The 14,388-nt window shown below is 45.4% G+C and carries 13 protein-coding genes; 7 read left to right on the forward strand and 6 right to left on the reverse strand.

Going from position 1 to position 14,388, the window contains the following annotated elements:
• Positions 1 to 3: 3 nt before the first annotated feature.
• Positions 4 to 288: a hypothetical protein gene (locus QUB08_RS02955; RefSeq protein ID WP_333223347.1), complete on the reverse strand. Its 285-nt coding sequence runs from the start codon at positions 286 to 288 to the stop codon at positions 4 to 6.
• Positions 289 to 443: 155 nt separating this feature from the next.
• On the reverse strand, positions 444 to 1,421 hold the full coding sequence (locus QUB08_RS02960) for an acetamidase/formamidase family protein (protein ID WP_333223349.1): 978 nt from the start codon (positions 1,419 to 1,421) through the stop codon (positions 444 to 446).
• Between the two features lie 324 nt (positions 1,422 to 1,745).
• On the opposite strand from QUB08_RS02960, the gene QUB08_RS02965 reads away from it, so the two are divergent.
• Entirely contained in the window at positions 1,746 to 3,539 is a 1,794-nt protein-coding gene (locus QUB08_RS02965; protein ID WP_333223351.1) for a metallophosphoesterase family protein, read from the forward strand.
• A gap of 430 nt (positions 3,540 to 3,969) precedes the next feature.
• Here the strand turns inward: QUB08_RS02965 and QUB08_RS02970 are convergent, their stop codons facing one another.
• Positions 3,970 to 5,175, reverse strand: coding sequence for a DUF4336 domain-containing protein (locus QUB08_RS02970; RefSeq protein WP_333223353.1), 1,206 nt, complete (start codon positions 5,173 to 5,175; stop codon positions 3,970 to 3,972).
• A gap of 126 nt (positions 5,176 to 5,301) precedes the next feature.
• On the reverse strand, positions 5,302 to 6,123 hold the full coding sequence (locus QUB08_RS02975; RefSeq protein ID WP_333223355.1) for a Uma2 family endonuclease: 822 nt from the start codon (positions 6,121 to 6,123) through the stop codon (positions 5,302 to 5,304).
• 119 nt (positions 6,124 to 6,242) lie between these two features.
• Between QUB08_RS02975 and leuB the strand changes: the two genes are divergently transcribed.
• Positions 6,243 to 7,328 (forward strand): 3-isopropylmalate dehydrogenase, encoded by a 1,086-nt coding sequence (gene leuB, locus QUB08_RS02980; protein ID WP_333223357.1) that lies wholly within the window; start codon positions 6,243 to 6,245, stop codon positions 7,326 to 7,328.
• 203 nt (positions 7,329 to 7,531) lie between these two features.
• On the opposite strand, the gene QUB08_RS02985 is transcribed toward leuB, so the two are convergent.
• Positions 7,532 to 9,010, reverse strand: a complete 1,479-nt coding sequence (locus QUB08_RS02985; protein ID WP_333223359.1) for a bifunctional orotidine-5'-phosphate decarboxylase/orotate phosphoribosyltransferase — start codon at positions 9,008 to 9,010, stop codon at positions 7,532 to 7,534.
• A 258-nt stretch (positions 9,011 to 9,268) separates the two neighbouring features.
• Between QUB08_RS02985 and QUB08_RS02990 the strand changes: the two genes are divergently transcribed.
• The 4 genes from QUB08_RS02990 to QUB08_RS03005 all read left to right on the forward strand — a co-directional run bounded on the left by QUB08_RS02990 (position 9,269) and on the right by QUB08_RS03005 (position 11,780).
• The gene (locus QUB08_RS02990; protein ID WP_333223361.1) at positions 9,269 to 9,439 is read left to right on the forward strand and encodes a pentapeptide repeat-containing protein; all 171 of its coding nucleotides are present in this window, start codon (positions 9,269 to 9,271) and stop codon (positions 9,437 to 9,439) included.
• Between the two features lie 121 nt (positions 9,440 to 9,560).
• Positions 9,561 to 10,271: a DUF547 domain-containing protein gene (locus QUB08_RS02995; RefSeq protein WP_333223362.1), complete on the forward strand. Its 711-nt coding sequence runs from the start codon at positions 9,561 to 9,563 to the stop codon at positions 10,269 to 10,271.
• A gap of 93 nt (positions 10,272 to 10,364) precedes the next feature.
• Entirely contained in the window at positions 10,365 to 10,631 is a 267-nt protein-coding gene (locus QUB08_RS03000; protein WP_333223364.1) for a hypothetical protein, read from the forward strand.
• A 99-nt stretch (positions 10,632 to 10,730) separates the two neighbouring features.
• The gene (locus QUB08_RS03005; RefSeq protein WP_333223366.1) at positions 10,731 to 11,780 is read left to right on the forward strand and encodes a hypothetical protein; all 1,050 of its coding nucleotides are present in this window, start codon (positions 10,731 to 10,733) and stop codon (positions 11,778 to 11,780) included.
• 369 nt (positions 11,781 to 12,149) lie between these two features.
• On the opposite strand, the gene QUB08_RS03010 is transcribed toward QUB08_RS03005, so the two are convergent.
• Entirely contained in the window at positions 12,150 to 12,764 is a 615-nt protein-coding gene (locus QUB08_RS03010; protein WP_333223368.1) for a Uma2 family endonuclease, read from the reverse strand.
• Positions 12,765 to 12,955: 191 nt separating this feature from the next.
• Between QUB08_RS03010 and QUB08_RS03015 the strand changes: the two genes are divergently transcribed.
• Positions 12,956 to 14,359, forward strand: coding sequence for a DUF2157 domain-containing protein (locus QUB08_RS03015; RefSeq protein ID WP_333223370.1), 1,404 nt, complete (start codon positions 12,956 to 12,958; stop codon positions 14,357 to 14,359).
• The last annotated feature ends 29 nt before the right edge of the window (positions 14,360 to 14,388 follow it).

Genomic DNA, 14,388 nt, shown 5'->3' on the forward strand with positions numbered 1-14,388 from the left:
AACTCACAATAAACTTTCGACATACTGCCAGCCGTCGTCGCTAAAAGTAGCTCTCAACATATCTCTAATTTTGGCATCGATCGATAAGAGTCCCTCGCCAGAGTCACCATTCTCGCCGATGTCGCAACTGTCATCAGACATATGTTCTTGGATGAGGGCCAGAGTATCGGCGAAATTAGCCAGAAAATAATGTTCGTGCACCCACGCTGTCGGATCTGGTATTGCTGCACTCCCAAAAGCTTGATCGACTAAATCTTTTTTGGCAACATCGTCAGTCTGGTTTTTCATGTTGAGTTCGATTTAGGTAGATTTGTAACTTATCCCATTTTAACCTTAATTGTCAACAGAATCGCGCTCCAGATCGACCACAGCAGTGACAAATTTGTGTAGTTTGTGCGATCGCGATCCTAATTTTTTGGTCGATCGCGTGTTATCATTTTACCTCACACTCGGTGGTCAATAATGTTCACATCGAGCAGAATACACTTGGGAATCATTCCGTGAACTCCTTTTTGAGGATTATTGACAGCCTGCGTAATCCGAAAATTTACCGATAGGGAACACAAAACATAAGCATCTTCCTCTTTGAAACCTGCAAAATTTTGCAGCCAATAAACCGTCTGTTTTACAGCCATCTCAAACGCTTCATCTAATGTTCTACCAAATCCCATAATCACAATATGAGTGGGCGTTTCCGCAAACGGAAATATCAGAAATAAATCCTTGCGTAAGATGATTTGAATAGTCCCGTTCATCGAAGTTTCAATGGCAGTACCGTCAACTTCACCGTCTCCTTGTGCCGAATGTCCGTCGCCGATGGACAGTAAACCGCCGCGCATAAAAACAGGTAAAAATAACCGCGTTCCTGGTTGAAGTTCCTGATTGTCCATATTGCCGCCGTAGCGCTCTGGAGGAATAGAAGAACGGTTAATTTCTGCATTGGCAACGCCGATAATTCCAAAAAAAGGATGCAGGGGAATCCGAATGCCGCTACCTGGGGGAAATTCAGCAATTTTTTGCTCTAAATCTAGCGGAATAAACCGCAATTTAGGTTCGGGGAAATACTCAGGTAATGCTCCCCATCCGGCGCGAATTGCATTAAATCCTACTGGTAAACTCGGGTAAACATCCTCAATGTGAATTTCTAAAACGTCTCCCGGTTCGGCATTGTTAACATAAATCGGGCCTGTCAGCAAGTGGGGCCCTGGGCCAACTTTGCGGTTGGGAGGCAAATTCTGACAAATATCTAAAAATTCCGGCGTCAGAAATTCCGGCGGCGCTTTGTCAGCAACATAATATCCTGAATAGGTTTCGATATCGATGCGATCGCCCGAATCGACAGTTAAAGCAGGTTCGATATTCGGAGAGAAACCGCCCAAGTGTACGGTTTGGCAGTTAGCTTTGAGAAGGTGGCGAGTCATGGGATTTTAGATTTTAGATTTTAGATTTTAGATTGAAGGAAGGGTGTTAAGAATGTTATATCGCAAGTCTCAATCATTTTTGAGAATTTTTTTAAATGAACCACAGAGGGCGCAGAGGGCGCAGAGAAAGAGAATGGAGAGAGCAGAATATCTGAAAAAATGGTTAAAGTTTGTTATATGTGAGATATTTTACTAATTTCTTAACTTTTTGATAACGTTGGTAGTTTAAAATTTAAAGTTAGTGGCGCGGGTTTATATGTATTTGGGTGGGGAGTTCTGTTTGGCTGGTGAAACCCGCCCTTACACACTAATGACTAATGAATTATGTTAACGCCTTTGCCCAATAAAGTAGAAATTTCTCAAGGTTATTCTCGCAATCCCTGGTTTTTTGGTGTTTTGATTTTGATTGTCCTATTGCTAGGTTTCATGATGCAATCTTACCTTAACAAACCTCAACTTTTAACCGATCCGTTTCTGCAAGTCCCAACAGCAAACTCGGTGCGAGTTGTCTGGTTCACCGAGTTTACCGGTACTCGCAACACTGTTGCTTACGGAGAAAATTTGAGTCAAATTGCGGCTGCAAATACTACCAAGTTAAGCCGCACTCGCGAAGACAAAGACTCGCGCATTTCCGATGAAGTCAAACAAAGCATAATTGACAGCAATCCAATTGTCCGCGATATCTGGCGCCACGAAGCAGAAGTCCCCAATTTAAAGCCCGGTGTTCGCATTCCTTATCGAGTCACTAGCGAAAGAGAAGACGGCGCATCTGTCAGCAGCAAAGTTTTCACTCTTTCTCCGACACCAGCAGCACGAATCCCGCTCAAAATTCTCCTCACTTCCGACCATCAATTGATGCCTATGACAGCAGCCAATCTCCAGAAAGTAGCCGAAACAATTGGGAGAGTTGACGCGGTTTTTATGGCAGGAGATTTAATTAATATACCCGATCGCGCTTCCGAATGGTTTGACGACTACCGAGGCCGCGCCTTCTTTCCCGCTTTGCAAGGTCGCGCATTTTCCGAACTGGACAAAAACGGCATCAAAACCGTTTACAGCGGCGGCGAACTGATCCAACACGCGCCTTTATTTCCGGCGATTGGCAATCACGAAATCATGGGTCGCTTTGCAACCAACAGCACACTCGGCGACCAATTTAACGATCCTTTTCCCCGCGCTGCTGCCGAGAAAATATACGCTCAACGTGCTGCCTCTTTGAATCCTAATAATGACTCTTCAGTGCGGGAAATCTGGCTGAAAAACAATACTTTTAATAGCGATACCTATGACGAAATTTTCAATTTTCCTGGAGGTAAAAATTACTATGCTGTGACTTTTGGGGACGTGCGGTTAGTTACTTTGTACGTGGCGAATATCTGGCGGACTCCGAATTTAGATCCGGGTGCGAGAGGCAGGTATCGCGAACGGGACGCAGATTTTAATAATCCCGAAAAATGGGGATACGGACAGCATATTTTTGAGCCGATTGTCAAGGGCAGCGCTCAATATACTTGGCTGCAAAAAGAGTTAAAGAGTTCGCAATTCCAGCAGGCAAAATATAAAATTGTGATGTTTCACTACCCGCCACATTCTCTGGGTGACAATATTGTACCTGCTTATACTGATCCAGTGCAAATAGTCGATCGCGCTCTCGATGGCGAGATTAAAATGGTGCGTTACGAGTATCCGAAACAGCAAGATTATCTGATTCGGGATGTAGTGCCGCTACTAGAAACAGCGGGGGTGCAGTTGGTATTTTACGGACATTCGCACTTGTGGAATCGATTTGTCAGTTCCAGCGGAATGCACTTTTTGGAGACTTCTAATGTGGGCAACAGTTACGGTGCTTTTGCGGGGGAAAAGCGCCGATTTGTGCCGCCGGGATATCGGGAAGATTACAGCGCTATTGGAGACCCGAACGGCTTGGAACCTGTGGTGCCGACTGTGGCGCCTTTGTTGGGAGAAGACGGGCGGCCGCTGCCGTATATTGATAGCAATGATATTACGGCTTTTACTATTTTTGATACGGGGGAGGGTACGGTTAGCAGCTACTATTTTGATACGCGGAAACCGGAGTCGGAAGTGGTGAAGTTTGATGAGTTTAACTGCGAAAGATAAGGACACGGTAATGCCGTGTTCCTACAGATATCTGAGTCAACAGAGATGTTGCATTATTCTTAATTACCTGTTTAGCAACGGGCTCTCCGGCCCGTTCCACAAGAAAGAAATTCATTCTTTGTGGAACAGGCAAGATGCCTGTTCTTGAAAAGGGTGCAAGGTGTAAGATTAAACTGAGATGTTGCACCATTCTTAATTAGCTGTTTAGCAACGGGCTCTCCGGCCCGTTCCACAAGAAAGAAATTCATTCTTTGTGGAACAGGCAAGATGCCTGTTCTTGAAAAGGGTGCAAGGTGTAAGATTAAACTGAGATGTTGCACCATTCTTAATTAGCTGTTTAGCAACGGGCTCTCCGGCCGGTTCCACAAAACTCAATTTTATTGTGGAACAGGCATCTTGCCTGTTCTGAACAAAGGTGCAAGATGTAAGATTAAACCTTGTCTTTTGCAGGCGGAACCAAACCAGTTTTATTCAAACCGGCATCAATTTGCCTCAGCAATTTAAAATCGTCTTCGGGTAAGGAATTAACAGGCGAGTGTTTTTCCAGAAATGAGAATGCTTGGCGAAATTCACGCGGCCGGGAGTTGATCGCACTATCGAAGTGACAAGGTACAATCCTTTGAAAGTCCCAACTCGCCACTTTATCCACCCAATCGAGAGTTTCCCTCGGCGCGCGGTTGAGAATCAAAGTCTGCAAAATCGGCGCCACAAACAACCGCCCTCCTCCCCGCAAAGCCTCAAACGATCGCTCCCAATGTGTTTTCCACTTGAACGGATACAACCCGAAATAAGCTTTCCTAGAGCGTTCTGGCGCTTTGCGTGCGCTGGCAAATACCTCCGACCACGGCGGCACTTCCAGCACGCTGGGGCTAAAATACATGGCAAATAAGGCGATTCTCTGCCAGCCTTTGCGCCGATTTTCGTGGGTGTCTGCCACCGTGTCCGAGGCGCTTTCTTTGGCGTGAAATAGCAGCGGGTAGGAGTCGAGTTGGACGATCGCGGGCGGATTTTCGGGAATGGAAACTATCGAATCTGTTAACATCAGCGTGCGCGATCGTCTGTGAAATAAGGCAACTTCAGCAAATCTGCCCAAACCGAGATCCAGCGGGCCGAGAATTGCCCAGTCAAATTGATCGGCTAAGGGGGTGTTGCTGCTGTCAAAGGGCAGTACAGAGGTGCGTTTGGCGGGCAAACCCAGCCAACTCAGCGGCAAATTCACGGGGAAACTCCACTGCTGCGGGGCGACAAACACCTGCGCTTCGGGAAAACACCTCGCAAAGGGGCCGACAAAAACCTTGTGCTCGATGCCGGAAACCGTTGTCAGCAGGATGTACTTCACCTCGCCGTGCTCTGCTACTAACTCTTTTACCAAGCGGATGCACTCAGGAGTCGGTGCAACGGGGGCGTAGACGAGAAGGCCTTCGGGTTCTAGTTTAATTACAGTCATCCGAATCGGGACGACAACGTAAAAAATGCCTTGTAGCTGGTCAAAAGTCCAGATTGTATCCTTGACTATTTCCTTGCGGATGGTGCGCCGCTTGCTGTAGGGATAGAGGGGGACGACTGGCCAAAAAGCCCAAGAATAGTCCCGAGAATCAATCTGTGCTGATGTTGGTATGCCTTCGCCCTCTGCCACTGGTGCGACTCCTTGCCGATTTTTTTGTACGTGCGTGCGATCGAACTGTTTTTATCTTATTTCACTCCTGTTGCGCGGATTCGAGGAGTTGAAACCGGGTTTCACCAGGCCTGGGTGCGAGAACTATTAAATCAACTGTTCAGGATCGATGCCTAACTCCCGCAACCGCGCCGCTAGTCTTTCCTCTCGCTGTTGAGATTCTGTCAGTTGCTGTTGAGATTCTGTCAGTTGCTGTTGAGATTCTATCAGTTGCCGTTCCGCCGCCGTTGCTCTTTCACCCGGACTCAAAATCAACCCTCCTTGGGCCGTAAACCACCGCAACCACAAACGATTCATACTCTTATAACTGCCTTGCCACCAACCTAAACTCAACTGCAACTCAGGAATAAATAACCGCCCATCAATTAATTCTGCCGGTTCATAGTGGCCTCCTACAAGATGAAAAGCTCGCAATTCATCCGTGTAGCGACTGAACACAAAATAGTAAGGAATCCGCAAAATTTGTTCATAAACTTGCCACTTAGTCGGCGGTTCCCCTACTTGCTGAACAGTCCGCCCCAAATCTTCATCCTCAGTTCCCGGCGATAGCAATTCCACCACCACAAACGGATTTACCCGTTCTTGCCAAACTACATAACTCAAACGCATATCGCGCCCTTGATAAAGCCTTGGCACACCCACCGCAGCAAACCAATCCGGGCGTTTATGCCAGCGCGGTTGTGTTGCATCGTAATACAAATTTAGGTTACTGGCTGTAAAGACTTGTTCCGCATCCCATCCCGGCGGCAAAAACGTGAATTCCAAGAGTTGCGGCTGATCTAAATGAAACGTATCTGGCAAACCGGGCTCCTTTGGGTCTTCGCTAGGTAAATCATACATTGTTGGCAAACTCTGCCGGGGGTCTAGAGGCGGTTCAGCTTGAGCAGGCGGGTAAGTCGGGAATGTCATAATGAATTCTGAGGTTGCTTATCCTGATATGATTATAGCCTTGTGAGAATATCTTGCATTTCCAAAGAATTCCCATTAACTCTCAATCTCAAATCTCAAATCAAAACTCCTAAATCGATATGACTCAAAACTACCGCATCACTCTTTTACCAGGAGACGGCATCGGCCCGGAAATTATCGCTGTGGCGGTAGATGTCCTGAAACTTGTCGGTCAACAATTGGACATCGGCTTTGAATTTCAAGAAGCTTTAATGGGCGGCGCTGCTATTGACGCAACAGGTAATCCGCTGCCAGAAGAAACTCTGGAAAAATGCCGCAACAGCGATGCAATATTGTTAGCAGCTATCGGCGGTTACAAGTGGGATAATTTGCCACGCGAACAGCGCCCAGAAACGGGATTATTAGGACTGCGCGCCGGATTGGGATTGTTTGCAAATTTGCGTCCTGCGACTATTTTACCGCAATTGGTTGATGCTTCTAGTTTGAAACGGGAAGTTGTCGAAGGCGTCGATATTATGGTAATCCGCGAACTCACAGGCGGCATTTATTTCGGCAAACCGAAAGGTATTTTTGAGACGGAAACAGGCGAAAAACGCGGTGTTAATACGATGGCTTACACCGAGTCGGAAATTGATAGAATCGGGCGAGTGGCTTTTGAGACTGCCAGGAAGCGGGGGAAAAGGCTGTGTTCCGTTGATAAAGCGAATGTTTTGGATGTTTCGCAACTGTGGCGCGATCGTATTATTGCCCTTTCTTCAGAATACCCTGATGTTGAACTTTCTCACCTCTACGTTGACAACGCAGCCATGCAGTTAATTCGCTGGCCGAAACAGTTCGATACGATTGTCACTGGCAATTTATTCGGCGACATTCTTTCCGATGCTGCGGCGATGCTAACTGGTAGTATTGGGATGCTGCCTTCTGCTAGTTTGGGAGCAAGCGGGCCGGGGGTTTTTGAACCCGTACACGGTTCCGCACCGGACATCGCCGGACAAGATAAAGCCAATCCCATCGCCCAAGTTTTGAGTGCGGCAATGATGCTACGTTACGCCTTAAATCAGCCGGAAGCTGCTAATAAAATCGAGCAAGCAGTTGTCGAAGTTTTGGATCGAGGTTATCGCACTGGTGATATCATGTCAGAAGGCATGAAACTCGTCGGCTGTCGGGCGATGGGCGATGCTTTAATTGAAGTTTTGCAAGGTTGATCGATGGTCTGGTAGGGGCGGGTTTTACGAATAATATTCGACGCACACACACAACCTCATAAACCCGCCCCCACACAACTAATAACCTATATCAACCTTGACTTTGAACGCAGGTAAAAAATGTACATTGAGGGGCGGGTTTATAAGATTATTAATTTTTAGCCCAGATGGTTGGTAAAACCCGCCCCTACAGGAATTGGGGTTTAATGTTCCGCTGTCAAAAGCTGAAATTGCTCGGTATCAATGCGATTTGCTCGATACAAAACTTCAGCTATTTCCGAAAGCGCTAACACAGAATGAGCGCGATAACCGTTGGCCTGCAATTTATCTTTAACTCCCTGTTCGTGGTCGATCAATACCACGATATCTTCCACATTCAACCCGGCAGATTTTAACTTGCCCGCGCCTTCCATTACGCTTTTGCCGCTAATCAAAATATCATCGACTACGACAATCGTTTCTCCTGCCTGAAAATGCCCCTCAATTAACTTACCTGCACCATAAGTTTTCACCTCCTTGCGCGGGAAAATCATCGGGCGTTCCATCCGCAATGCTAAACCCGTTGCTGTGGGTAAAGAACCGTAGGGAATTCCCGCAATGCGATCAAATTTTAAATCCTTGAGAATGTCTGCATAAGCGCTGACAATTTGGTGAAAAATCTGCGGAATTGAGATAATTTTCCGCAAGTCGATGTAATATGGAAATACGGCTCCCGATGCTTGTACGTGGTCGCCAAAAACTACGCAGCCGATGTCATAAAGTTGCAAGATTAAATCGCGGTGAGGTTCCGGTTGCAAAAAGCAAACATCGGGCAGCCACAGTTCGCAAGTGGGACTACCTTCTATTGCCCGCACCCTCTGTTTATTAATACTATCCCGCAGTTTCTCAATTTCTCGGCGCGGCTCTTTCCCCGCTAATAAAATCGGGGGGACTGGCAGCAATAAACCGTCACCATTTGTGCTTAAACCGACTGCCAGCAGTTCTGCGAGGTCGTTTTCTTCTGTCAGGTCATTTTCTTCGGCGATGTCTCCTTCGACTAAAATTAGGCGTTCAGGAGCTTCTTTGCGGATCCGGGCTAACATATCCGGCATTACTCCTACTTCTAAACCGAGTTTTTCGGGAGTTCCCCAAGTTTGAGAGAGTCGGACTAATTGCAAGTAAAAAGGGTTTTTTGGCGTCGGATATTCTTGCAAAGCAGCCCCTGACGGGTTGGCGGTGGCACAGAGTACAAAAACAGTTTTTCCGGCGTATAACAAAAAAGGCGCTACTTGGTCGAATCCGGCATAGGGACTTAAGGTAATAGCGTCAACTCGCCAGTCTTGAAATACAATTTTGGCAAATACTGTGCTGGTATTTAAATCGCAGTGTTTGGCATCTAAAATTACTGGCAGGTGAGGGGGAATAATTGTTAAAATTTGTTCCAGCAATGCCCAACCGGGAATACCGAGAGATTGGTAAAAACCGAGGGTGATTTTGCAGGCACAGATTAAATCTGCTGTTTGGTCGATCGCACTTTTTAGCTTGTCAAACAAATCAGTTACAAAAGTTTGAGTTTCCTCCCCAGTCATCGAAACCAGCGGGGGCAAGGTTTCCGGGTCGGGGTCGAGGGCTAAATACAGCAAACTTTGATTGCTTTCAACAGCCGCTAACAGTTTATCGAAAAAGTCGGTTCGATCCGTCATAATTTGTTAGGAAGGTAAGGGAAATTAAAAAAAATGCAGCTCAAAGTGGGATTGGTGTTGTGCCGGAAGAAACCGATCCCCGTTGAAATTGAAATTAAGAATCTTTTAAGATTGTAGAATGTAAAGAGCAGGAAATCTGTAACTTTGGGAGCAGTTTCATGGGGAATGATTGTCGGGTTGGCTACACCGGTGATTGCACCTAAGCCGCAGCAAGTCAATTAGTTGTGGTAAACTAACCAGTGTCCGGGCGGGGATTTGATGGGCATTCCCCAGGCGCACGCGACTTTAGCAAATGCGAATTTGCCAGCGGCAGATTTGAGAGAAGTAAATTTTAGAGATGCTAATTTATCCGGGGCAAATTTGAGCGGGGCTGCTTGGCGACAAGCTAATTTACAAGGCGCTAATTTGAGCGATGCTAATTTAACCTGATCCCGTTTGACGGGGCTAATCTAAAAAATGCTACCGTTGCAGGTGTTATCTGGGTTGACGGTAGTATTAAATAGAAGCACAAGTTAAAGCCATGCCCGCCTTATATTATGGGTAGTAATCAATGATCGGTACGATCGACTTTACGATTTGGGACGAGTTGCTGCAACGCTACGTTGACGATTTGGGCCGCGTCAATTATCGGCGCTGGACAACTGAGGGGGCGGATGTTTTGAGGGCGTGGCTGGAAAGTTTGGCTGATGTGGATTTGGCGGATTGTACAGATGCGGATGCGCGGCTGGCCTTGTGGCTGAATGCCTATAATGCGATCGCAATTTCTCAAGTTCTGGAAGTATACCCGATCGCATCCATCCGTCCCAAAGTTTTGGGAATTCCCAACTGGCTGAGTTTTTTGGATTTTTTCACTCGTTCAAATACGATTATTGGCGGCAAAAAGTACAGTCTCAATCAAATCGAACACGCAATTTTGCGGCCGGAATTTGCGGAACCGCGCATCCATTTTGCATTAGTTTGCGCTTCAGTCGGGTGCCCGCTGCTGCGCCGGGGGGCTTATTTCCCGGAGTCGGTACGGACTCAACTAGAAGCGGATGCGAGCCGTTTTATTCACAATCCTGATAAGGTGCGATATGATGCCCAGAAAAAGACGCTTTATTTGAGCAAGATTTTTAAGTGGTACGGCGAGGATTTTGTAAAGGCGGCGGGTTCGGTGGCTGAGTATGTGGGCGGTTATTTGGGGCCGGAGGCGGCTGTGGGTGATGGATGGGCGATCGTTTTTTTGCCTTACGACTGGAATTTAAATCGGGTTGATGGATAAAATTTGCGCCTAGGGGTAGGTGTTTTTTTGAGGGAGTAATTTTTTTCGGCTGTCGTTACCCCTTCAAATTGCCAGATTCAACAGGGCGATCGGATGACTCCGAGGCAACGGGGCGATCGACTCGCTGGCACGGTGTCACGGCTGGCACTGGCACGGATGGCAAAATGCAGTGATTTAGGGCATTGTGGGGGTTTTTGGGGTGATTGGATGGCTGGCACTGGCACGGCTGGCACAATCGCACCACAGGCACGGTTGCACAGTCGCAACAGTCGCACCTTAACCACGGTCGGAGCGCTGGCAAGGTGGCAAGGTCGGGAAAGGTCGGAGCGGTCGGAGCGGTGGCAAGGTTGTACGGTCTAGATATAAAGTATTTACATCAAAAATAGTGCTGTGTTAATCTAAAGGTAATGATTTTAAGCTCTAATTTTTCACAATGCCTTTTATAGGAAATAAACTATTATGTTAAATTCTGTTTTAATTCTTCCCATAGACCATATAAAACAATCTATTGCGAAAGAAGGTAAAAAATTAATCCTTCCAAAAGACCATATAAAAGAATCTATTGCGGATGAGGGTAAACAGTTAATTGATATTCAGCTTTATAAGCGAACAAAAGATTTAATTAAATTGTTAGAGGATGTTGGGATTATATATTTCGATTCTACAATTGATATGTATAGTTACAACCCCTTTATAAAGGGTGATCATGTAAAAAAAAGATTTTCATTAATGGTATCTAAAATGTTGGGATACACAGCAGAAGGAATTGTTGTAAGAGAATGTAATAGTGATCTAAATAAAAATGCTAAGTGGGCTAATATTGCACGATTTCTTAAAGAAGAACAGAATTTTTTTACTAATCTAGTAAAGAAAATTTTTTGGTATCCTCTTTTGCAAAAACCAGATGAATATCGTGCAATAGGAACAGGTTTTGCAAAAACATTTACTGAAAATCCTACATGGTACAGTTACCAGAGTCCCAGAGATATATGCTGGATTGATAACGCGACAAGAGCAATAGAATTATTGGTTCCTAAGAATATAACCGCCGGAAAACGTAAGAATGCCGGGATTCAAATAAAAGTAAGTTCTGGTAGACGTGGTAATTATGTCACTGATTACTTTAAGACTAAACACTTTTCAACACTTTATCCAGTTGTTTATTTTGATTTAGGTAATGATTTTAACATAGTTAGAAACAAGTTACTTAGTTCTTCTTTATATCCAGTAGAAAGATATTCTATATTCAGTAGTGATGTTCAATTTTTAGAAGGTTATTCAAAAAACGATGTTGTCGATCTGATGTTACATCGGGGGAGAGATGTAGACCCATCGTTACATGAAGAGCTTTTGTACTATAAATCTGTTTTTACTAAGTTGGTATCATCGGATGAAATTAACTTATTAGATTTGAGCGATGAAAATGTAATTTTTGGATTGCTAACTAATTTTTTGGGGCGAAATATGGTTGAAGATAGTTCAATACTCACCATTTCTTACAGCCGATGAACTACATCAATGAAATAAATATAAATGTTTATATTCAGATTCAATAGCTTTGTATAGATATTCTTTAGTATACGTTTGAAGCTCTAAATCAGGAAATTATGGATATTTCCTGATGTGGTTTTAAGGGTTGTAGGCTCTAGGCGGGGAAATGTGTGTTTCCCCGCCTAGATTTATTTAGCAAAGTAAGGTTGGTGATATTCTCACGTCACTATCTAAAAATGGTGTGACTGTTAGCGAAACTTACAGGTTGCAATCAACCTAAATCCCTATTAGGGATTGAAACATGGCCTCAATCAGGTTGAGGGTGGAGATTTTCACTAATCGGTAGGTGGTTAGATGAATGCTAACCAATTAGCTATTGATCCGCCCTTAAACCTCTCCACTCAAAATCTGTTGAACCGTCAAACTTAGCTGTGGAAACATCGGAGATACGATCGCCTCCCCATCCCGAAATACCCCAACCTCAACATATTGCCCATCCTGAAGCCGCAAAACCGTCACCACTTCTTCTATTGGATCGATCGCCCAATACTCTGCAATGCCCCGCGCTGCGTACTGAGCTCGTTTGCGCTCGTAATCCCGATCGCTGCCCACTATACCCCGACTGACTACCTCCACAACCAACCGAGGAGGCAGCATATCAAAAGTGATAGTTAGCCTGGTTGCTGTCAGCGGAATATGTTCAGGTTCCAGAATTATCAAATCGGGGTAGCGATTGGCGGCATCTCCCGATCCTCTTCGAGGGCTTCGCCAACGCAAAACGGCAACTTGAACCTCGCAATTATGCGTTTTAATCAGCCTGAGTGGCACTAGCCCGCTGCTGGCAAAATAGAAAAATAGATAGTTAGCAATGAAATTATTAGGTTCAGATTCTGGCGGCAAAGCTATTAACTCCCCATCAATTAACTCATAGCGTTGACCCGTATCATTTGAGTAATTAAGGTACTCGTCAAAAGTGAATTTTTTAGATTGAGCTTGTACCATAATATTAGATTCCTTGATTTATTCGTTCCTTTCTGCTGGGATTTTGTTTATGTAGAAACGGTTTCAACAGCCGAAGGATATCAATCAAATCTGCTGTGCTAGTTTAGCAGGTGTCCCAGCCTCCATCGACAATCCCCCCACAAGTGACAGATTAATAGCTATCACAGTTCAAATCCTCTGGAATATAAACAATGATTTCAGATAAATTTCGACGCGAGTTGCAGGAACAAGCCAAACTCTGGCAAGCAGAAGGACTCATCGACACTTCATTCTACCAACAACTTTCGGAACGCTACCAATTCAACACACTCGAAACCGCCTCCCGCAACCGTTTTCTCACCATTCTGATGAGTCTCGGCGGCATTCTCCTCGGTATAGGAGTCATCACCTTTGTAGCCGCAAACTGGCAAGTTTGGTCGCGCGAAGTGAGAGTCGCACTGCTGCTAAGTCTTTTCGTCGCAGTCAATGCGGCGGGTTTCTATCTGTGGCGAATTCCCCCATCCCGAAGCCAAAGCTCAAATCCAAATATTTTGCCCGCAACAAAAGGGCGAAACAAATTCCTAGGTGAAGGATTGTTGCTGTTAGGAGCTCTGATTTTAGGAGCAAATATGGCTTTGATGGCGCAAATGTTCCACATAGGCGGTTCTTCCTACGGACTTTTACTTGCTTGGGGAATCGGCGTGCTCGGAATGGCTTACAGTTTGCGGTTGACTTCCTTGGGCGTTTTGTCCGCACTTTTAATCGGTTTGGGCTATTGGCTTGCTGTCTTAGATTGGTCTTCCAAAGTCGAGTTTTCTTGGCTGGAAGTTTTGGTGCGGCAAATGCCGATCGCAGCCAGTATAATGTTTGTGCCACTGGCTTATTGGTGTCGATCGCGTGCTATTTTTGCCATAGGTGCGATCGCGATAATTTTTTCGCTACAAGTTTCTATTGTCCAAGGGTTAAATCCAAGCTGGGCTGCTGCAATTTTTTGTGCTTTGCCGCCCGCTTTGCTGTGGGGATACGACGATGCAATCTGGCCGAAAGTACGCAGCAAGCTGTTTCAACCTACCGCCCGCAGTTTAGCACTGCTATTTCTCGCCGGTGTGTTTTATGTTCTTTCTTTCCACTGGTTTTGGCAAGATTTGCCGAATCCTGAGCAAATTCAGCCAGATGGGGTTTTGCTCGCAAATGTAGCGGTTGTGGGCGCTTTAACGGTGTTTGAGTGGCTGCGTTTGGGACGTTTGGAACGGCGGCGACCAAAACAAAAAGGAGTCGATTTGACCACAGGTGCGATCGGCATTTTCATCCTCGCCAACGCCTTAATACCGTTTTTTCACCTCAGTTTTACTCCCATTCCTCAATTAGCAACTTTCCTGTTTAATGTTTTATCATTTCTGCTCGCTGCCGGCTTAATCAGAGAAGGTTTAGCATTAGGAAACCGCCAGGTTTTTTGGGGAGGAATGGTATTAATTACCCTGCAAATAATCAGCCGATTATTTGAATATAACACAGAATTGTTGCTCAAATCTTTTGTATTTGTTTTATGCGGAATCGGTGTTATTGCTGCGGGTTTGTGGTTCGAGCGCCACTTCGCCACAATCAAAGATGAATAGAAAGAGAAGTTCGGCAACGGATTATTTAA

It is taken from the genome of Microcoleus sp. BR0-C5, from assembly GCF_036705045.1.
Classification (GTDB): domain Bacteria; phylum Cyanobacteriota; class Cyanobacteriia; order Cyanobacteriales; family Microcoleaceae; genus Microcoleus.